A 20,871-nucleotide genomic window follows, 5' to 3' on the forward strand; every position below is an offset into this window, starting at 1 on the left:
AGTATTTATTTCATACTTATACTTTTCATTTTTCTACACATACTTATATTAACTACATTTGAAAGGAGTTTATTATGGATAAAATTAAACAAGATTTTCAAAATTTAAAAGAAGACGTAAAAGATAAATATAACGAGATAAAAATTCAAGCAGAAGAAAAAATCGATGATTTAAAAGACCGTTTTGACGAAATGAAGTTTTCAAGTGAAATAAAACACCAAATGAAATCAGAAGTTAATGATGAAAAAAAATTAGCGCAAAAAATGGCTCATGAAGCTAAAAAAATCGGCAAAGCAGAGCAAACTATTGCTAATGAGGTTGTAAAAGATATAAAAAAAGAACTTCATTAATCTTGACTCCTTTGCCACTATAAAAAATAAAGTGTAGATAAATAATGTTATAACATTATTTATCTACACTTTTAATTTATAGCCTAAAGTTCCTCTAAAACTTCAGCTATTTCATCTATACAAGCTCCGCAGATTGTACCTGCACCTGTTGCTTCCATAACATCATCAACAGTTTCTGCACCAGAATCTACAGCCTTTTTTATATCTTCAATCTCTATCCCTTGACAAGGACATATTACTCTATTACAAGACATTTTTTTCTCCTCCTTAGTAAAATAACACGATACTCTTTTTACTCAACATTTATAACAAAATAATTTAATGATTTTTAATCTTAACTCTCTTTACTATCAATTAAAATCTTTTCAATTCTTTTTGTACATGCTCCACATGCAGTTCCAGCACCTGTAGCTTCCTTAATATCATCTACAGAATTTGCTCCTTCTGAAATAGCTTGTTTTATTTCATCTTCATTTACATTTAAGCAATAGCATATAGTTTTTCCAGCCATATGTTTCTCCTCCTTTTCTTATGCATTTCCTTCTTTCATTAACTAAATTATATCATCATAGTCTCAACTAATCAATAATAATTATCTGTTAATATCTTTTTTCTTTTGATGTTTTTCTAAAAAAGATATTTTTTAATCATGCCTTGAAATAAAGAAATGTGAACTTCCTCGTCACTTATTATTTTATCCAATACCTTTTTTATATATTTATCATCAATATTACTTTTGATAAATCTATATCCATTTATAGCATTTACCTCTCCCTTTATATCAAGTAACAGCTTTTGCCTTATTACCTCTCTGCTTTCTGCATCATTTTCATCAAGCTTTAAATTTAACATATTCTTATCCCCGTAGGCAATATTTTCTGTTCCCCAATAATATCTATTAGAATTATAAAATGCAGGCTTTCCTCCTAATGCTGCAATTAAATCTCCCAACTTATCTAAATGCCGCATTTCTATTAATGCAATACACATTAAAGTGCTAGATATCGATTCATTAGCTATAGTCTTGTGTTGATATAAGTATTGTGTTATTGCTTGAATCTCACTATCTGCTGCACTAGCATATGCGTCTAAAAGCATATTAGCATAATCTAAATTCTTTTCAGCAACTTCACCTTCCGGCATCGGTAGCTCTGATTGACATGGTAATTCACTTATAAACTTATCAACTTTAGCTTCAATATTATCATAATTATTCATACATATCCTCCATGAACTATTTCTAATAATCTATATGCCTTCTAAATTTTTAATATGATTATATTAGGTAGTATTTTTTAGGAGATATATGAATATCTATATTAGTTAACTCTTTTCCATAACTTTAATATCAATTTCCTATTTCACTATTCTATTTCTAACTCCACCGCTTCCACTATTTCCTTATAAAGCTTCATATTTTCATGATTTTTAAAGAAACATGGAAATTTCATATTATAATTCCCCCATATAGTACAAGGTACCTTAGTAAAATAAAATGTTGAAAATAAAACTTCTCTTGTAGATAATCTTAGAATGAATGGCATTATATCCTTTGACAATCTAAAATAAACTCCATTACCCTTCAGTTCTGCTTCTGCAAGCTTTAACACTTCTTCATCCTCTGCTGTTAAAAACTCCTTAAGCCTATTTTTATCTTCATCACTTAATCTCTGATAATAAAAATCTACAAATGAATTTTCTTCGCCATTTAACTCTAATACTTTTTCAAAGAAACTAAGGAGCTTCTCTTCAACAGCTTCCTTGTTAAGGCCTGCCTTACTCTGAAGTGTTCCATTACAATATTTATTGAAACCTTCTAAAATGTTATCAAACTTTATATCCACTTTATTTCTAAATTCTACTTCATCAATGATTTCAAATAACACTTTTGATTCCTCCATTTTATTTTTTATATTAATTTTAACATAAGTAAAGTTCCACTTAGCAAACTAAAGATGCACTCCGTGAAAGTTCACTTATAAAAAAAGATATACACCTGCAAATTGCACATATATATCTTGATTATTTATTATTAACTTAATTTCTCACCAATTCTGGAAAATATAATTTCCCTGCTATCAACATCATAGCTTCTAATTAGTGTATCCCTGCCATCATATTCTCTTCTTATGTTATCACTCTCAATTAAGCCTTGTAATACTTCATTACAGCTTAAAGGGAAATAAAACTTGATTAATTTAGGAATTACATTTGTTGTACTATACTGATCACAATACTCCTCATACATTCCCTTAAAGGTTATATTACACCATTCTCCAACTTCTGTTATGATGATGTCATAACACTTTATTCCTCTTTTTTGAGAACTATAAATAATTGAATCCTGGTAGTATTGTTGAAAACCATAATTTCTCTTTAGAAACTCTACATCCACTTTAAAATTATCAGCAGCACTGACTCTTTCAAGTTCTTGAGATTTGGTTAAAGATACTTCAGAACCTGGGGACTTATTATCCTTAACATACACTACAGAATCCTTAACAATAATCGAGAATCCAAATTTATCTCTAAGCGTATCAAAAGGAATTCCAGCCTTACCTTCACTATTTATGATTAAATCATTAAACTGTATTTCTTCGAATTCTTCCCCATTTTTTTCACTCATACCATCATCCCTCTAATCTCACAATATTTAATGTCCAAATCCATTACCTATAATTTCACTAGTATTAGAAATAAGAATAAATGCATTTGGCTCAACTTTTTTCAGATAATTTCTAAGCTGTACAGCCTGACTTCTTTTTAAAGCTGTAAATATGATTGCCTTATTGTCATGTGAATAAGCACCTTCAGCTCTGCATATTGTAGCACTTCTATTAAGCTCCTTAGTGATATATTCACAAATCGGTTCAGGATTGTCACACATAACGTTAAAGTACTTACATAAGTTGATATTTTCTATTACACTATCAATAAATACTGATTTCATCATAAGACCTAGACTTGAGTATAACCCTGTCTGAACATCAAATATGAAAAATGCAGAAAGTACAACTATTACATCTGTTACAAATAACGCAGTTCCAATATTAAAGCTTGTATGTTTTTTTAGAATCATGGCAAGTATGTCTGTCCCACCACTAGATGCCCCTATATTAAATAATATAGCCGATCCAACAGCCGGCAAAATCACTGCAAATATTAATTCTAAAAACGGTTGGTTTGTTAATGGTCCTGTCATAGGAAATAATTTTTCCATAACACTAAGACCCACAGTAGTTAAAATAGTTACATAAACAGTTTTTACTCCGAATTCTTTTCCCAAGAAGATAAACCCAACAACAATTAGTATTGCATTAACTATATTTGTAATTGTACTTGGAGAAATTGCCGTTATTTTACTAACAACAACTGCAAGTCCAGTAACCCCTCCAAAAGAAAAGTTGTTTGGAAACTTAAACAAATATACGCCTAGTACAACCAGCAATGTGCTAATGGTTATTAAGGTATAGTCCTTAACATTCTTCTTGATTTTCTCATTCTTTGTTATCATTTGTTGGCTCATAAATACCTCGCTCATATGGCTTGACTTTTTCATTCGATTGCCTTTTATCATAAAGATATTAACATAAAACTTTTTACTAAACAAACCTATTTTAGTGCCTTAAATCCCTAATTTATACAACCATCCTTGACTACATTACTTATACACTGATTAATGAGAAAAATCCCCCTTTTCCTCATTAATCTAACTAACTTAAATCGCCTCTTAACATTAAATTTCTAAATAGATTATTGCCTAAACTTCATTAACCTACCTCAAATTATAACATGATTTGAATCCAGACTTTTGTTTCGGTATAATATATATATAATTGTCGTTATTTAAATTTGCAAAAACATATTTTTATAAGTGTACAGTTAAAGGAGGCATCTATAAATTATGAGTAATGAAAAATCTAAAACCCTAAGTGAAGCTAAAGAGCCATTATATATTAAGCTCTATGAATACTATAAAAACTTAATATCCTCAGGGGTTCTAAAGGCAGAAACTAAACTTCCCTCCATAAGAAGATGTTCTGCTGAAAGAATGATAAGCAGAACAACCGTGGAAAGTGCTTATCTCCAGCTTGCAGCAGAAGGTTATGTAACTTCAAGACCTGGAAGCGGCTTCTATGTAAATGATCTGAACTACTTTACTCTAAAGCAGTCAAAACCACAAAACACAACCCTAAATCATACCTCTAAGGCTATTACTTATGACTTCTCAACCTCTGCTGTAGACTTAAAAAGCTTTAATTTTGATATATGGAGCCGTTATATTAAAAGCGCCCTTAGAAACAATGAACGTCTTTTATCCTATGGAGATCCTCAAGGGGAAGAAGATTTAAGGTCAGCAATTGCCTCCTATATAGCAAAACAGCGAGGTGTTGTATGTAATCCAGACCAAATAGTAATTGGAGCAGGTATTCAGAGCCTTCTTCATATAATCTGCTCCCTGACAGGACCACGTTCACCTGTTTATTTCACAGGTTCCTCCTTTGAAAAAGGACAAGCAATCTTTGAGGATAGAGGATTTACCACTACAACTTATAAAAATATGACTGAAGATTTTTCTGATTTTGAAAAAAATAATGTAAAAATAGTATACACATCTCCATCTCATATTACTCCTTGGGGCGATGTAATGCCAATGCAACAAAGGCTAGCGTTACTTTCCTTTGCTCAAAAGAAGGATTGTTTAATAATTGAAGACGATTATGACAGCGAATTTAGATATTATGGACGCCCTGTTCCCGCTCTACAGGGCTTAGATGGAGGTCATAAGGTAATCTATATGGGAACCTTCTCAAAGCTTTTACTTCCCTCCTTAAGAATAAGCTTTATGGTGTTACCTATGGAGTTAATGGATAAATACAATGCCATTGGACATTTATATAACCAAACAACTTCCAAAACCGAGCAAATTGCCCTCTGTCAGTTTATACGGGATGGTCATTTAGAAAGACAAATAAAGAAATCAAGAAAATTATACATGGCCAAAAGCCAGGAATTATGCTCCACCATCAATAGAATCTTTAAAAACACAGCAAAAGCAATACCTGGTACCGGTGGCTTTTTAATTAAGGTGGAGTTTAATATTAATCTAACAGCTAAAGAAATAGCTGAAAAAGCCGAAAGAGCAGGAATACTCGTCAATACCTATAGAGATATTCCTAATGAACCCCCTAAAATTTCTTTATCCTGTTCCGGGGTAAATGAAGCTGATTTTGAAAAAGCTATTATGCTCTTTAAACATAGTCTAAAAAAATAACAGCCAAACAGGCTGTTATTTTAATTCATCATAAAATTTAATACACCATACTTTACCCCTTCAACCTTTGTCTTTATTAATCTTTTTCCCCTGAATCTATTCATTTCTACATTTTCGTCTGCAGTCACCATTATACATTTACCATCTTCAATCTCTTCTTTAGATTTCATCATATAGCCTTAATACCTGAGCTTTGTCACCCATCCAATGTGAAAATGCTGAAGCACTGCCTGCCGCTACTCCCATCTTAAAGGCTTCCTCCATACTTCCCCTTTTAAGATAACCTGCTAAAAAGCCTGCAACCATTGAATCCCCGGCGCCTACTGAATTTATTACAACTCCCTTTGGTGATTTGCTTTTAAATATTTCTCCATTCTCTGAAACTAAGATAGCACCCTCTCCAGCCATAGATATTAGAACATTTCTGGCCCCACACTTTTGCAGTTCCTTCCCCTTTTCAATAATTTCTTCCTCATCATTAAGCTTTGTATTAAATATTTCTTCTAATTCATACTTATTAGGTTTAATTAAAAAGGGTTTATATTTTAATACATTCACTAACAAATTTCTTGTAGCATCTACCACAATATTTATATTATTACTTAAAAAATCGCAGATATCTTCATATATATTCTCTGGCAGGGTATTAGGTATACTTCCAGCTAAAACTAAAATGTCTCCTGACTTTAAATCCTTTAACTGACTATAAAGCTTCTCGACATCGCTGCCCTTTATTCTAGGTCCTCGACCATTAATTTCACTTTCTTCTTTAGAACTAATCTTCACATTTATTCTAGATAAACCATCTGCCACTTTAATAAATTCACTATAACAGCCCTGTGATTTTAAACGTGCTTCTATTTCATCACCTGTAAAACCACCTATAAAACCTAATACCTTGTTTTCAACTCCAAGCTTTTTTAACATTATGGATACATTAATTCCTTTCCCTCCTGGATAAATCTCTTCATTTTGTGTTCTATTTACTGTTCCAAGTCTTAAATTATCAATCTTTACTATATAATCTATTGAAGGATTAAAGGTTACTGTATAAATCATAGCTAAACACCTTCCACTGCCTTTATGTAATTCTTTATTTTCTGTAACTATATTTGCAAAACTTCTTTTATTATCTTATTTTTTCGCTACTTATACTCTTATTCCTTCCATCTTAACTACAAATCTATTGCACGTTATTTTTACTTTCAATAATTAAGGAGGCAACTTAAGCCACCTCCTTAAAATCTTATACTGATTGATTTTTATTTTTGTTAACTGATTTACTCATAATTCCTTTAGGTAAAACTAAATTCAATATCAATGCAGTCACAAAACCACCTACAATAGCTTGACTAAACATGTTTTGGAACCAAGTTGGAAGGTATTGCATTACTTCTGGGCAATTACTTAAACCTAAGCCTACTGCACAAGAGGCTGCCACTATTAATCCAGTCCTCTCTGTTAGTTTTCCATCATCCTCCAATAGTAGATTTAATCCACTGATGCTAATCATAGCAAACATTAAGATTACAGCTCCACCTAAAACACAGTTTGGTATTGATGCAACTATTGCTCCTAGCTTTGGTATAAATGCACAAAGAATTAAGAACGCTGCTCCTGTCATAATAACAAAGCGATTAACAACTTTAGTCATTGCTATTAATCCAACATTTTGACTAAAAGATGTGTTTGGCATTACTCCAAATAAAGTTGCAAATGCACTGCCAAATCCATCTGCATGAACTGCTCCTTGAAGCTCTCTATCCGTTATATCTCTTCCAAGTCCTCCAACAGCTATTCCTGTATTATCTCCTATAGTTTCTACTGTTGTAGCTAAATACACTAAAAGAAATGGAATTATGGCCTCCATATTAAATGTATATTCTAACCCTTCTATCATAAAGATTGGTTTAGGTATGGAGAGCCAAGATGCACTTACTACTCCTGAAAAATCAACCATTCCCATTGCAATAGCAACTATATACCCTACTAATATTCCTATTAAAATTGCTGAAATACTCCAAAACCCTTTTGCCCATTGCTTCAAAAATACAATTACTATAAATACAAGTAATGCAATAGATACGTTAGCGATAGAACCAAAGCTAGGATCGCTTTGCATTCCAACACCTCCACCAACAAATTGAATTCCTACTCCGATAAGAGATATTCCAAGAATTAAAACAACTGTACCAGTAACACAATGAGGTAGAATTTTTCTCAAAGGTTTTATTATGAAACCAAGACAAAATTCCATTATTCCTCCTAATAATGAAGCTCCCATAACTGCCCCATATCCAAATTGAGTTCCTACTCCAATACTTACTGGAATGAATCCAGAACTTGTTCCCATAACTACGGGTAAGCCTGAACCAACCTTCCATATTGGATATAATTGAATTAAAGTTACAACTCCTGATACAAACATTGCATTTTGCAGCAAGGTGATCTTTGTTGCCATATCCATACTTAATACACCTGTAATAACTAGCAATGGTGCTAAATTTCCTGCATACATAGCTAGAATATGCTGCATACCAAGTGGTATTGCATCCACTAATGGTACTCTTCCTTCCAGTCGATACATGTTTTCCTTTTTACAACTCATTTCTTGTCCCCCTTTAATTAAAAATTAATAATTTTAAGAGTAATAAAATATTACCTCTCAATAAACTTACTTAAGGCTCTATAAGTAATTCTACGGGTGTCCATTTAAATGAAATCATTAATAGTATCTAAGATGAAAGTTCTAAATATGTATGATAAAACATTATGTGTATGTTTAAATATGTATGATAGAATGTGTTAATAATATGCAAAATTATTCTAATTAAACTACACTCTTTTTTTATAATTAATATCAATCAATATCATGTAATAAATAAAAAGATCTCACTTTACCTTAAAGCAAAATGAGATCTTTATAAATTTCTATTTTGATTTTGGATTCATTAATATCCAGCCTATAGCCATTATAACAGCAAATACTATTAGATAATATACTACAGCCATTCCATGCGCATAGCATGCTGCTATTATCATAAATATACATGCACAAACTGCAAGTGATGGGGCTACAAAGCGTTTAAACACACCAAGTTCCTTTTCTTTTTTCATCATCATAACGAAGATAGGAATGTAAAGAGCATAAATTGTTACTATTGGAAGCTCTGAACTATCGAAGCTAAATACTCCGAACCAAGGTGTTGTTAAGTTTGCACCATAGAAATAAACTAGCCATATACTGCTTAATAATAAACCTACTATAGCAGAATTTGTTGGCATACCTGTAGTTTGATCTATAGATTTAAATATTCTTGAGTTTGGACCCATGTTACGAGCTGCTAGTGAATACATACCTCTTGTACATCCAAGCATTAACCCATTAAGGGTTCCAAGGCAGGATATAACAACAAATACAAATAATATCGATCCACCTGCGCTAGAGAATACCTTTGAAAATGCAAGCTTTGCTCCTGTTTCTCCGCCAGCCATCATAACACTATTTTCCACAGTTCCAGCTAAACCTATATAATAAAGAATATAAATAATAACTATAAATGTTGTTCCAAAAGTTAATGCCAAAGGCAAATTCTTTTTCGCATTTTTAAGCTCTGCATTAATACTTGTAGCAATAATCCATCCCTCATAAGCAAACGCAGTTGCAACAACTGCTGTAAATAAAGGATTTCCTGTAACCTCAACTATTGCTCCACTAGTAAAGTTTTCTATTAAAACTCCATTACTAATACCTGCAATTGTTCCTACTACCGCCATTAACACTAATGGGATTAGCTTTATAACTGTAGTAGATACTTGAAATTTCCCAGCAAGTTTTGGTGATAAGGCATTAATCGCATAACTAGCAACTAAAAATAATCCTGCTATAACCATAGCTTGTGGTCCAGCAATATCCCATCCAATTAATACACAAGTATATCTTGCCGCAACCCAAGCTAGTACACCTGTTAAGCTTGGATAATAAATTGTAGTCATAAACCAACCAATCACATATCCATATTTTGAACCTAATGCCATTTCAGCATAATCAACGATACCATTAACCTTCTCATACCTTGTAGCCATAGTTGAAAATACATAAGCACAAACTATCATAATAAGTCCACCGATAACCCAAGCTAAAATACCGGTAGGAAGATCTCCTCCAGTAGCCGTTAGAACTTTTTCAGCCTTAAAAAATACACCGCTACCTATAACAATTCCGATTACCATAGCAACAGCCGTGATAAGTCCATATTTCTTTTCCAGACCTTTTTCCATATACATCTCTCCTGTACGCAATTATTGAAGCATTATTTAATTCAAGATTATATCATGTGTGTACAGGCATTGAAAGTAATTTTATTAACCTTTTTTCCATTAAACCTTTTCAGAAAATTCACACTTCTAGTAAAATATTTACATATTTATTACCTTATCAATAACTGCTTTAGCAGCTTGTACCTTTTTATAATCAGTCTTCCAGATTTCATATTCACTCATCATTGGAAGTCCCATGGAAACCTTACTATTTTTATAATCCATTTTACTAATTAAAGTTTCTTTTCCCGACATGTGAAATGCCCACGCATTGCTTTCATATATAAACTCTTTTATAACCTCAGCATTTACACCACTTCCGACTAGAATTTCTAGGTCGTCCCCAGCTTCTTCAATTAAAGCTTTAATTAGCTCTTTTCCCTCTAAGGCTGTATTTCTCTGCCCTGAAGTAAGTATAGTATTTACCCCTAACCTTTTAGCCTCTCTTAATGCTTCATAAGGATTCTCTGTCATATCAAAGGCTCTGTGCATTGTTATGTGCATTCCTTCTGCTAAAGCAATAAGCTCCTCCATTTTAGAGCTATCAATGGTTCCGTCACTCCTTAAACATCCGATAACCACTCCATCTGCACCTGCTTCTTTAAATTGCTTTACCTCTTCCTTTAAAATTTCAAACTCATAATCTGAATACAAAAAATCTCCAAAACGTGGACGTAATAATACATTTATCTTTATATTTATTTTCTCTTTAACCTTTTTAAATAAAGCTAAGCTTGGTGAAGTTCCTCCTATAATTAAATTAGCACAAAGCTCAAGCCTGTTAGCTCCACCCTTTTCTGCTTCAATTGCAGATTCAACAGAGTCCACACAGCATTCTAAAATATATTTCTCCATAACTACCCCTTCTTTCCTAAATTCTATATAAAAAAGGATGTCTCAAAGTGCGACACCCTTTCATATCTCAACATTAATTTTCACCTTAATTAGTGGAATTATCTTTGCCTGCACTTATTTTTCAAAATACTGCTTAAACTGTATAAAAAGATTCAACCTTATCCTTATATTTCCCCATAAACATATTCACAAACCTTCCAATTAGGAGTGCAGCAGCTATAGTTCCAATTCCGATTTGTTCAAGTCCTCCCAGATAAAGAAAGGAAATTAATACTGCTATTGAAACTAAGGTTAAATCAAACCTAATCTTCACATTTCCGAATTTTTTATTGTATTTTTTTGAAATGACATTACAAAGTGCATCTGGTGCATTCATTATCACATCTGTAGTCACAACTAAAAATACACCAAATGCAATTACCATACAGCTGGATAAACAAAGGAGTAATTTTAATATAATGCTGTCAAAGTTAATAAATAAAGTTAAATACAAAAATATATCTGTAAAAATTCCAAATACAGATGAAAATATAATTTGTAGCCAATCTCTTTTTCTAAATTCTTTCTTCAAAATAATTATTTGAGCTATAATGAACAAAAGATATAGTCCAAAAGTTATTGATCCAACACTTATTCCTGTAGTTAAATTTAAAACACAAGGTATTGACGTAACTGGCGATACCCCTAACTGTGATCTTATTGATAAAGCTATCCCTAATGCCACTATTAAAAGCCCACTAATATAAATTGTAAACCTTCTAATTTTATATATATTCATATAATCACTCCCCACTTGAACAAATATTAATATCAGTCTTTTACCCTTCTCCCCAATAACAATATAAGTCATAAAATTAATCGAGCACCGACTACTATATAATAACCTAAATTACATAAAAAAACAATTATACCTCAATGGCAAAAAGGTGATGCACTAGGACTTCATCACCTTCTCTACACTAATTGAATATATTAAAATGAATAAGACCCACCCATTAATCTAATTGAGTAAGTCTTATTTCAAACTTTAATACATTTAAATATTCGCTCTTACTATCTTTGCAACACACTCAACATGATGCCCTTGTATTATATAAATATTACATCTATGTTAATCATATTTATTCTTAAGATAATATGATAAATGTTTATTTTTTATATTTTATAAAGTTATATTGTGGTTAAGCTTGTTTATTAATGATGTAATATGTTAAATATAATTACTTCTTATAGTAACTTATTGTGTTTTTAAAAGAATTCTTGTTTATACAAGTTATATCATATTGTGTGTACCGGTGGCAAATTGACGACATTGCCACCATATTTAAATAGCCTAGGAACTCCTAGGCTAACTTTTTTAAAATATTCACACTCAAAATCCCTGCATAACTAACCCAAAACTGTCTATACTCTAAATATAAACAATATCCAAAAACCCATTACTATAAAATCCATCATAAAAAGCTAGTAAGAATTTATTATTTCTACTAGCTTTTTTTATTATTTAGAATATTATTTATAAAATAGTATATTATATATCTGTAAGACATCTGTTTAATAATCTCTTTCATATTAGTGTGGATTAAAGTTAGCTTTAATTCACTTAAGGCAGTATCTATGGTACTGTCTTTTTATATTGAAAATGAATAAATTAAGTTAAAATGTTTATACTTTAAGTTTGTAAGATACTTTAGGTATTAATCATATCTTAAAATCCTATGTTTTAACTCCTTAAAAGAGCTTTGGCTTTGTGCCTGGCTCTTTTTTATTTTAAAAAAATGAGCTTTTATTTTTAAGCCAGCATTAAATCAAAAATATTAAAAACATTATTTTTCTTAACAAATAATGTTGAGTTTTGGTTTAAAATAATTTAAAATACATGACATCTTAATGTTTATATTTGAAGAGTATTTATGGAATTTAAAGTCCTACTACATATTACATTAAAAACTTCCATATGTTATCTCTTCTATAAAATATTCTTCAAATTATATATTTATGAGCCTGGGCAACCCTTCCTGGGCTCATTTTTTTATAAATTATATTCATTTTCAAGGAGCTTTGACTTTTGCCTGATTCTTTCTTATTTGTCCCAAATTGAGCCTTTATCTTAATATTATATTAATAATTATTAAAACTTTCTTACTTTTTAAAAATATTGTTGAATTATGATTAAAATAAATTTAAAATTACATAAAAAGTAACAATATCACTTTTATGGGAGTTTCATAGCATGTATAATCTTAAAATATTCAATACCATAATTATTATATTTATTTTCTTATTTTGTTTCTTAATAGAGTTTATATTTTAATCTAAATAATTATAATTTTTAATCTATGGAATGTGAAATTTATGTTGTTTATTTTATATACATTTATATGCTTTTTCTTTTTCATATCAATTATATATCTAGCATTCATATGTATATTCTAATAAGCCTTAAATTTCTTTGAATTAATATTTATATTTGAAGAGTTATTTATAGAATTTAGATAACATAAAATATAAAATTTCCCCTTTTTATATTTTCCAAAATTATTAATATCACGTAAATCGTTTCTTTCCCATAAAACAAAAACGTGATATGTAATCCCTACTATGTGTTATCTATTCTACTCTTCATTTATTTATATTATGAGCCTGGATCATCCCTCCCAGGCTCATATTTGCGCATAAAAATAAGGCTAGTAGGAATTAACCCACTAGCCTTAAAATTATATACTATCTATTTCAATTGCATCTATACTGTAACCTTCTAACCCAGCAAAATCTGAATTGCCAATTACCCAAGGAAGCCATCTTCCATTAATAAGTCTAACTCTATATTTAAGCTTATTGTTAAGTATCTGAACTTTATCCACGTTATTTTTCAAGTCTCCAGCATAATCCTCGTGGTTTCTAACAGTTGGATAATATCCATTACTACTTAGAGTTGATACCTTGTAATCCACATTTCCTGAAGATAACCTAATCATTAATCCTCTTATTGCATGTCCAAAAACTCCAGCATAGTCTGTAAGATTTTTAACCTCTGGTAACCAGCCATCTTCTGCTGTAAATACCTTATAAAAAACATCTAGTTTTCTTGTTTGTGGTGGAACTGGTTTAGACTCTGGTTGTGATGTTTGAGATCCACCATTTGAATATACACAATTCCCATTACTATCATATACATTATATCCACTATGTTTTTTACATTCAGCTATGGCATTTTCTTTAATGGAATATGCTCCCTTTTGACTTGCTGCATCACCCCATAATTTTCTTACTCTGTATAGCTCATTACTTGGTGATGGTGTATGTGTTGGATTTGGTTTAATAACTTCTCCATTATCATTGCAGCTACTTATAACTCCAAAGAATTTTCCTATAGCACAAGCAATTACTTGTCCATTTCTTTGTTGCTCCTCAACTGAATCACATATCTGGACATCATTGATATTATCCAAGAAAGCAACCTCCACAATAACTGCATCCATGCTTGTATTTCTTATAACATAATAATAATCTTTATTATCACTACCTCGTTTCTCATATACTTTCTTCTGCTGTCCTAAATGTGAATGCAATTCATTAGCTATTAAATTAGCAGCTCTTTGCCCTTCTCCTCTGTAAATTGAGTGTATAGCTTCTGCCCTATCTCCACCACCAGCATTATGATGAATTGAAACAAATAGTATTTTTGCTCCTGGATATTGTCTTGCAATGTCATTAGCAAATTTAACTCTAACTTCAAGACTCATAGTTACATCTGCAGTTCTATTTATAAATACCTTGATTCCCATTGCTTCAGCAGCTGCTTTTAATGCTAATGCAGTATTAAGATTGGCTACTTTTTCTACAATTCCATTTCCTACTGCTCCAGGATCTGTTCCACCATGACCAACATCAATAATCAAAATTTTTAAATTCTTATACATAAATACATTCCTCCTAAAAATTAAATTTAAAATAAAAAGAGCAGAAATTAATCCTGCTCCTTATTAATTAACTTATCACTTACTCCTGGTATATACGCTGATGTATTTTCTGTTGGATCATTAAGTACACCTAATAAAATTAAAATACTACATATCGTATTTATAATTCCTAGCACATTTTCAGAGTCAATATTTAATCCAAATTGACATAATAGCGATACAACTAAAGCTGCTAACGAAATAACAGTTCCTTTATTATTTAACCTTGTAAAAATTGATTTTAATACCTTTGACATACTACACATTCTCCTTTTCTATCCCATCAATTCGTTTGTGAGCTGATTTACAACTTTCTTCTACTCTTATAAGCCTTTCATTCATATCATTTAAATTTTTAGTTATGTCTCTTACATTATATTTAATATCATCAACTCCTTTTGAAACATATTTAATCTCTTGATTTATTTTAGTTATTCCTTCAACTTCATCCTTCGTATCTTTCTGCTTATTCCTAGACATAGTCATTATTGTTCCTATGCATCCTATTAAAGAGCATAATATAGCAAAACTTATATTTTCCATACTTCACCTTCCTCATTTAACTAATAAAAAAAGACTAGCTCTGCTAATCCCTTAAAAGCTCTATTTCGTCTGGATCATCTACCGCGTCTTTGAAAAATTCTACATTCTCCTTAGCGTACATATAGCAAGCTGTCTGCCAGTCTTTATATGTTTTTCCTTTGTCCTCCGCAAAGTATTTGTTATACAATGTCTTATCCTCTAAGCCCATTAAGTCAGCCACTACGTACTCGTCAATTGGAGAAGTAGCTGCTTTATTAACGAGTAATTTCAGCGTAAAACTTACTTCTTTCTCCATAGTGTTAACGACCATAAGTCCTATTTTCCAGTAAGACGCTTTGACACCAAAAGTAGTGTCTTTTTCTTTTATTAACGCCATTATACTTTCCACCTTCCTATTCCTATACAATGTATATAAAAGTTCAAGTTCCATGTACCGCCGCCTGCACCAAAGAATACCATTGAGCCAGAGTGTGTAGGTGACTCCCCTTTATTACCTGTATACCAAAAGTTTGCTGTATTAGATACAGTCATTGATATTGCTGGGTAGTCTACAAAAGCCCTTAGCCATGCGCCTAATGTGTATGTAGGTGAGTGCCATATTGCACCAGCCTGGGTATTAAGCGTCATTTGTGATATGTAGGTTGTGCAATGTTCTATAGCTGTACCATCATAGAAACGTATTGACTGCTTAATGTGGGTACTTGATGTCTCTTTTTTATAAGACACAATTGGGTTTGTATATACGCTAAGTGCCCCATTGATATTAACACTGTCCCACATTTCTATTTTACGACTCCCCCCAGCGCTACGGTTTCCTAGTATCATGAGTGCCTTATACGTACCGTTGTCGTTAACAATAGCAGCCCCTCCACCAGTGTCATTAAATCCGCCAGAATCCCAGTTTTTATAGCCGTTAAGATTAAATGCTGAGGCATCTACTTTGTTACCTGATTGCACCTCAATATTCTTTCTAAATAAAGCATTATAAGCAAAATCAGCAATATCATCAAGTTCAGCAGCCTTCCCGAAAGCAACCCCTTTATTCCCAACTAAAAAATCTACTGGAAATACAGCTGTCTGCAATATTACTATTTTAGGAGTTATACTAGTAAAATAATCTGCTCCATAAAGCTCAACCTCATAAGTAACATCTGTACTAAATCCAGCTCTAGCAGCTGTTACAACATTGTTAGTTACACTTATATAACTTGACCATGTACCTCCAACAGGCCTATACCTGTATTTGACTACACGTGTATTACTTCCTCCAACAGTATCATAATTAAGATTTATCAATACCTTAATATAAGTCCCGTTTAAGTCAGTAGTTCCATCACTCAAACATCTTACACACCAAGCATCTACAAAGCTAGGAGCGTAATAATCTGTAACTAAAACTGTTACTGAAGTCCTGTTGGTTCTTCCTCTACTATCTGTCACTGTTGCGATAAAAACATTATTACCAGCAGTATTCAGTAATCCTGTTGTATACTCCCATGGTGATGCTGTATCTGTATTTGAATAGCCTCCCCCTTCAAACTTCACCGATGTTACTGAAGATCCATAGACGCCACCAACACCATTAGCAGTTAATTTAACTTTTGATTTTCCCTTAATATATTTACCCCATGTTCCATCTACTAATGTAGCCGTTACACTAGATATTGTTGGTACTACACTACTAGGTATAGTTAAAGTTATTGTCTTAGATGTGCTACCTATAAATCTAGAGCCTAAATAAGTATCTACAATTACAGTTATCCCCATTGATGTACTAGATTTCGAATAAACCGCATCTGTTATCGGCGGTGTAGCACTACAAGTTGTCGATGTACTATTCCATTCTTGAAGATATCTTCTTTCTGAACCCCCAATTACATATGACACTGAATGTGTAAAACTACTAGATGCTCTACTTATGCTTACAGTAAATGGAGTACCCAACTCACAAACTGTTTTGTTAACTGTAAAGGTGCTTGTTCTGGGTATAGTTGTTAAATTTTCACTATAGGCTTGTTCACTAGACGAAAGTATTGATGGTATATTAATTGCCGCATATACAGTTAATGTCTTAGTACCATCTGCAGCATGTCCTGTATTTCCTGTCCATGAATGAAGCAATACACTATTGTTGGATATGCTTATTTCCTTAGTTCCACTATTATAGTAAGCTCCATCTACTTTTAAAGTAACTGATCCATTTCCCCATGTTGTGTATCCTGTATTTGTTCTTTTAGCCCATACTTTTACTGTAATATTAGATGTATTATTAGCTATATTTTGACTGTTTACAATAACCTCTATCCAATATTTGACGTATTGATTGCTTGTACTTAATAATCCACTACTTGCCATCTATTGTGCCCTCCATTGTAATCCAAAATTTCCATTTGACCTTTGCGACCAATCCCAAAATCCTAATGGAGCCTGACCTACTGTTAATCTACCCAAAATTTCTGCATCAGTTATATACATTTTATTGTTACTTATATAAGAAACGATAGTGTTATCTTGAGTAAATGCAAGTTTTTCATTATCTAATAAGGCCCTAAATTTACTATTTGATTTACCTATTTCAAGGCCTATTTCAGTAAATTGCATATATGTTGCGACCAAAGTTTGATAGTTTACCAAATCACCATTTACCTCTTCAACTCTAGTTTCTACTGAACCTATTTCAGTCCTTACACTATTCACATCTTGTTTAATATTACTGAACTCACCTGAAACAAACTCTCCAAATTCATTCTTAGTAGTATACATTTCTGATATGCTATTAGTTATATTACCTTCAGCTATCTTTATTGCGGCTTCATATTTCTGAGTAATCTTTGATTCAACTTTAGAAATGTTATCATATACACCATCTATTGCTGAGTCAGTGTCCTCTGGTGCCGGTATCCAATCTAGCGATGGCTTAACATCTCCTTCGTACAACGTGACCCATTCTATAGATGCAGGATTAGCTGCTACACCTGTACTAGGATAATTGTAAAATGAAAGCTTGCTAGTCCACGATGAGTTTATAGTAGTAGGGGTTATAAACTTGAACACCACTGTGCTTAGGGTAGTTGTGAGTGTAGTGTACCCTACGCAGTTAGACCCACCATTAGCCCAAAGTCCTAGCTTCTGAGTTCCTGTAACCTTACCACGTATGACCATAGTGTACCTTTTGTTTGCTTCTAACGATTTGCTTAGATTTATTATAGTAGTATTGTAACTTGTATTATCCACTATATTAAGTGTACTATTTAATACTATATTCCTAGAGCTTAATGCCACTCCATTAACCACATTTTGAGCTATACTAGTTACCTCACTAGATTCTACTTTTAATTTAATTTGATTTTGTAACTGACTAATGCTTGCACCTTGAGTATTTACTGTAGATGATAAACCATTAATCTGAGTAGTATGTCCACTAACTATTGATACAGTACCGTCTAAATCCCTTTTAACATCATTTACTTTTGCTTCTACTCCTGTAACCTTGCCAGTTACATCGCTTATTTGAGTAGTGTGTATTCCTATAGTTGACTGAATACTATCTACCTTTAATACTGTAGCATTATAAGCATCTTTAAGTTGAGTAGTAACTCCGTCTTTAATAATAGTTGTATTAGCTATTAAAGCATCAATCTTCCCTTGTTGAGCATTAATAGCAGTAGTATTGCTATCTGTAGTTGATTTAACTCCATCAACTTTACTGTTTAAACTAGTAAATGCTATATTAAGGGTTTGAGTTGTACCATCAATTAAAATTTTAGATGAATTTATTGTTGTAGTCCCATTGTTAATACTAGTTATTATACTGATCATATTTAACTTAGATGAATTAATATTAGCTGTATCACTAATCATATCATCACGAATTATCTTCGATTTAATACCCTCAGCCTTCAATCCAGTTGCATCAAACATAAGCTTTCCCGAACTATCCCATACATACATGTTATAGTCATTTAATGCATCTTTACCTATCTGTACTCTAACCCTTGTAGCATCAGATATCTGTATAGTATTATCAGCCATAACCATTCTTCCACTATCAGATACTATCCTGAATTTATTTGTACTAATATCTCCAGCATTAACTTTTGCTACATCTAGAGATTCAATCATAGCATTTTTAATAAAACCATTTTCTACAGTTACCTTACTAGCAGTAAGAACTAGAGATTGAATATTATCAGAGGTTAAATTACCGTTAACTAAAGTCTGTATAGTAGCAAGATTAGCTTCCAACGTACCAATCTTACCAATACTTACTTCCATTGTAACAATCTTAGCATTTAAAGCATTTAAATCACCTATTGTTGCTTTATCTATTAGTGCCTTATTAATCTTTACATCTTCTGCAACTAAATTTTCAATCTTAGCATTTATTGCAGTTAAGTCTGAAATATGTGCAACATCAATAATTGCTTTTTCTATGGTGGCTGTTTTAGCTTCTAATGTTTGTGTCCTTATTTGTACTGCTTCAAGCTCTTGAATATTAGCCTTATCAATCAATGCTTCTTTAACAAGTAATAATTCTGTTACTACCCTATCTAATTTATTAGTTCCGCTACCTGAGGAATTAAAAGAGTTTTTATTCTTACTTTCTCCCTTGGCTCCAATTTCACAAGTCAATCCACCAGTATAGGTAAACTTCTGACTTAAAATTGGAACCTTCCTCAATACGCCCTTTATATCTGTAACTGATACAATATCCCCTGCATCCAGTGATAAATCACCTTGCCACTTCATGCTATATCCTAAATAAGAAAATCCATTTAATTTATTGTAGATATCAGTTAATATAGCCTCAGTTACCCATGGATTTTCAAACTGCAGCTCCATGGAGTCTGTTCCTAATGTACCTTTGGTAAATTCCTTATCCTCAGCCTTACAACTAATCTTACCTATCTTATATTTAACTTCCTCTCTCTTATAATCGAAGTAATTATCTCCAGTTATAGAGTAGTTAACTTCTTTAGGTACTATTATTGTAAATTTACCATCTCTTGTAATATGAGCATTACCTCCACATAATGAAGCCACGTATCCAAGTACTTCTCTACAAGTAAAGCCTTCCAACTTTTTAACTGTATAAGCTGGAAGGCTTCCTGTAAATTGTACCCCTGTTATAGTAGATAATTCATTAACTATCTGCTGTAATGTAGCTATCTCTCCTAAACTACTAAAGTATGGAGTTTCAAATTTTATCATATTATCAAAAGCTGTTATTTTAGTGGTATAATCAGTCTTTTCAACCTCATCTATGTTATAGTATCCCATGAGTATATATTCAATGGTAGAACCTACACGTAGTCCTATTTCAAGTTTAATTTGACTAGCCGAATAAATGGTATCTCCCTTGTTTATAAGTGTTAATTCAAGACTTTGGCTTGTTGTATTACCTATGCTATATCCCTCATTAGGCTGTACAGTCTCCAATATAATATCAACAATATCCTCGTTAAAATAAACATTATTGCCTATAGTGATTTTACATTCAAAACTCCTAGAAGGCTTCTTTATCTCTAGCTTATATTCTGCACTTGTTGCCTGCATACATAACCTC

The 20,871-nt window shown here is 32.0% G+C and carries 20 protein-coding genes; 2 read left to right on the plus strand and 18 right to left on the minus strand.

The annotated features are described in order from the left end of the window. Positions 1 to 74 precede the first annotated feature (74 nt). Positions 75 to 350: a hypothetical protein gene (locus tag BN1075_RS05470; protein WP_040192070.1), complete on the plus strand. Its 276-nt coding sequence runs from the start codon at positions 75 to 77 to the stop codon at positions 348 to 350. 83 nt (positions 351 to 433) lie between these two features. On the opposite strand, the gene BN1075_RS05475 is transcribed toward BN1075_RS05470, so the two are convergent. The 6 genes from BN1075_RS05475 to BN1075_RS05500 form a co-directional block, all read right to left on the minus strand. Further along, the gene (locus BN1075_RS05475; RefSeq protein WP_040192071.1) at positions 434 to 604 is read right to left on the minus strand and encodes a (2Fe-2S)-binding protein; all 171 of its coding nucleotides are present in this window, start codon (positions 602 to 604) and stop codon (positions 434 to 436) included. 80 nt (positions 605 to 684) lie between these two features. Continuing rightward, a complete protein-coding gene (locus BN1075_RS05480; protein ID WP_040192072.1) occupies positions 685 to 861 on the minus strand; it encodes a (2Fe-2S)-binding protein in 177 nt (58 codons plus the stop codon). 116 nt (positions 862 to 977) lie between these two features. Continuing rightward, on the minus strand, positions 978 to 1,568 hold the full coding sequence (locus tag BN1075_RS05485; protein WP_052406405.1) for a ferritin-like domain-containing protein: 591 nt from the start codon (positions 1,566 to 1,568) through the stop codon (positions 978 to 980). A gap of 146 nt (positions 1,569 to 1,714) precedes the next feature. Continuing rightward, positions 1,715 to 2,251, minus strand: a complete 537-nt coding sequence (locus BN1075_RS05490; RefSeq protein WP_040192073.1) for a hypothetical protein — start codon at positions 2,249 to 2,251, stop codon at positions 1,715 to 1,717. Between the two features lie 131 nt (positions 2,252 to 2,382). Continuing rightward, entirely contained in the window at positions 2,383 to 2,976 is a 594-nt protein-coding gene (locus BN1075_RS05495) for a hypothetical protein (RefSeq protein ID WP_040192074.1), read from the minus strand. Positions 2,977 to 3,003: 27 nt separating this feature from the next. Further along, complete coding sequence (locus BN1075_RS05500) at positions 3,004 to 3,909, minus strand: YitT family protein (protein ID WP_407637965.1); 906 nt, start codon at positions 3,907 to 3,909, stop codon at positions 3,004 to 3,006. A gap of 345 nt (positions 3,910 to 4,254) precedes the next feature. Here BN1075_RS05500 and pdxR point away from each other — a divergent pair, with 345 nt between their 5' ends. Beyond that, positions 4,255 to 5,625 (plus strand): MocR-like pyridoxine biosynthesis transcription factor PdxR, encoded by a 1,371-nt coding sequence (pdxR, locus tag BN1075_RS05505; RefSeq protein WP_040192075.1) that lies wholly within the window; start codon positions 4,255 to 4,257, stop codon positions 5,623 to 5,625. A 20-nt stretch (positions 5,626 to 5,645) separates the two neighbouring features. On the opposite strand, the gene BN1075_RS21480 is transcribed toward pdxR, so the two are convergent. From BN1075_RS21480 to BN1075_RS05560, 12 genes are all read right to left on the minus strand, one after another. Continuing rightward, positions 5,646 to 5,798 (minus strand): hypothetical protein, encoded by a 153-nt coding sequence (locus BN1075_RS21480; RefSeq protein ID WP_156132762.1) that lies wholly within the window; start codon positions 5,796 to 5,798, stop codon positions 5,646 to 5,648. Then, the gene (gene pfkB / locus BN1075_RS05510; protein ID WP_040192076.1) at positions 5,785 to 6,684 is read right to left on the minus strand and encodes a 1-phosphofructokinase; all 900 of its coding nucleotides are present in this window, start codon (positions 6,682 to 6,684) and stop codon (positions 5,785 to 5,787) included. The genes BN1075_RS21480 and pfkB overlap by 14 nt, the downstream gene beginning before the upstream one ends. 187 nt (positions 6,685 to 6,871) lie before the next feature. After that, on the minus strand, positions 6,872 to 8,233 hold the full coding sequence (locus BN1075_RS05515; protein WP_040192078.1) for a uracil-xanthine permease family protein: 1,362 nt from the start codon (positions 8,231 to 8,233) through the stop codon (positions 6,872 to 6,874). Positions 8,234 to 8,556: 323 nt separating this feature from the next. Then, entirely contained in the window at positions 8,557 to 9,906 is a 1,350-nt protein-coding gene (locus tag BN1075_RS05520) for an APC family permease (protein WP_040192079.1), read from the minus strand. Between the two features lie 138 nt (positions 9,907 to 10,044). Next, entirely contained in the window at positions 10,045 to 10,800 is a 756-nt protein-coding gene (locus BN1075_RS05525) for a copper homeostasis protein CutC (protein ID WP_040192080.1), read from the minus strand. Positions 10,801 to 10,933: 133 nt separating this feature from the next. Beyond that, the gene (locus BN1075_RS05530) at positions 10,934 to 11,578 is read right to left on the minus strand and encodes a YczE/YyaS/YitT family protein (protein ID WP_042386970.1); all 645 of its coding nucleotides are present in this window, start codon (positions 11,576 to 11,578) and stop codon (positions 10,934 to 10,936) included. 1,939 nt (positions 11,579 to 13,517) lie between these two features. After that, positions 13,518 to 14,723, minus strand: a complete 1,206-nt coding sequence (locus BN1075_RS05535) for an N-acetylmuramoyl-L-alanine amidase (protein WP_040192081.1) — start codon at positions 14,721 to 14,723, stop codon at positions 13,518 to 13,520. 47 nt (positions 14,724 to 14,770) lie between these two features. Beyond that, complete coding sequence (locus BN1075_RS05540; protein ID WP_052406407.1) at positions 14,771 to 15,019, minus strand: phage holin; 249 nt, start codon at positions 15,017 to 15,019, stop codon at positions 14,771 to 14,773. 1 nt (position 15,020) lies between these two features. Beyond that, positions 15,021 to 15,305: a hypothetical protein gene (locus tag BN1075_RS05545; protein WP_040192082.1), complete on the minus strand. Its 285-nt coding sequence runs from the start codon at positions 15,303 to 15,305 to the stop codon at positions 15,021 to 15,023. Between the two features lie 43 nt (positions 15,306 to 15,348). Beyond that, positions 15,349 to 15,681 carry a hypothetical protein gene (locus tag BN1075_RS05550; RefSeq protein WP_040192083.1) on the minus strand — a complete coding sequence of 111 codons (333 nt, stop codon included), beginning with the start codon at positions 15,679 to 15,681 and terminating at the stop codon, positions 15,349 to 15,351. Further along, complete coding sequence (locus BN1075_RS05555) at positions 15,681 to 17,660, minus strand: DUF859 family phage minor structural protein (RefSeq protein WP_040192084.1); 1,980 nt, start codon at positions 17,658 to 17,660, stop codon at positions 15,681 to 15,683. The genes BN1075_RS05550 and BN1075_RS05555 overlap by 1 nt, the downstream gene beginning before the upstream one ends. Beyond that, entirely contained in the window at positions 17,661 to 20,861 is a 3,201-nt protein-coding gene (locus BN1075_RS05560) for a hypothetical protein (RefSeq protein ID WP_040192085.1), read from the minus strand. Between the last annotated feature and the right edge of the window lie 10 nt (positions 20,862 to 20,871).

The sequence above is a fragment of the Clostridium culturomicium genome, assembly GCF_000821305.1.
In the GTDB taxonomy this organism is placed as follows: Bacteria; Bacillota; Clostridia; order Clostridiales; family Clostridiaceae; genus Clostridium_J; species Clostridium_J culturomicium.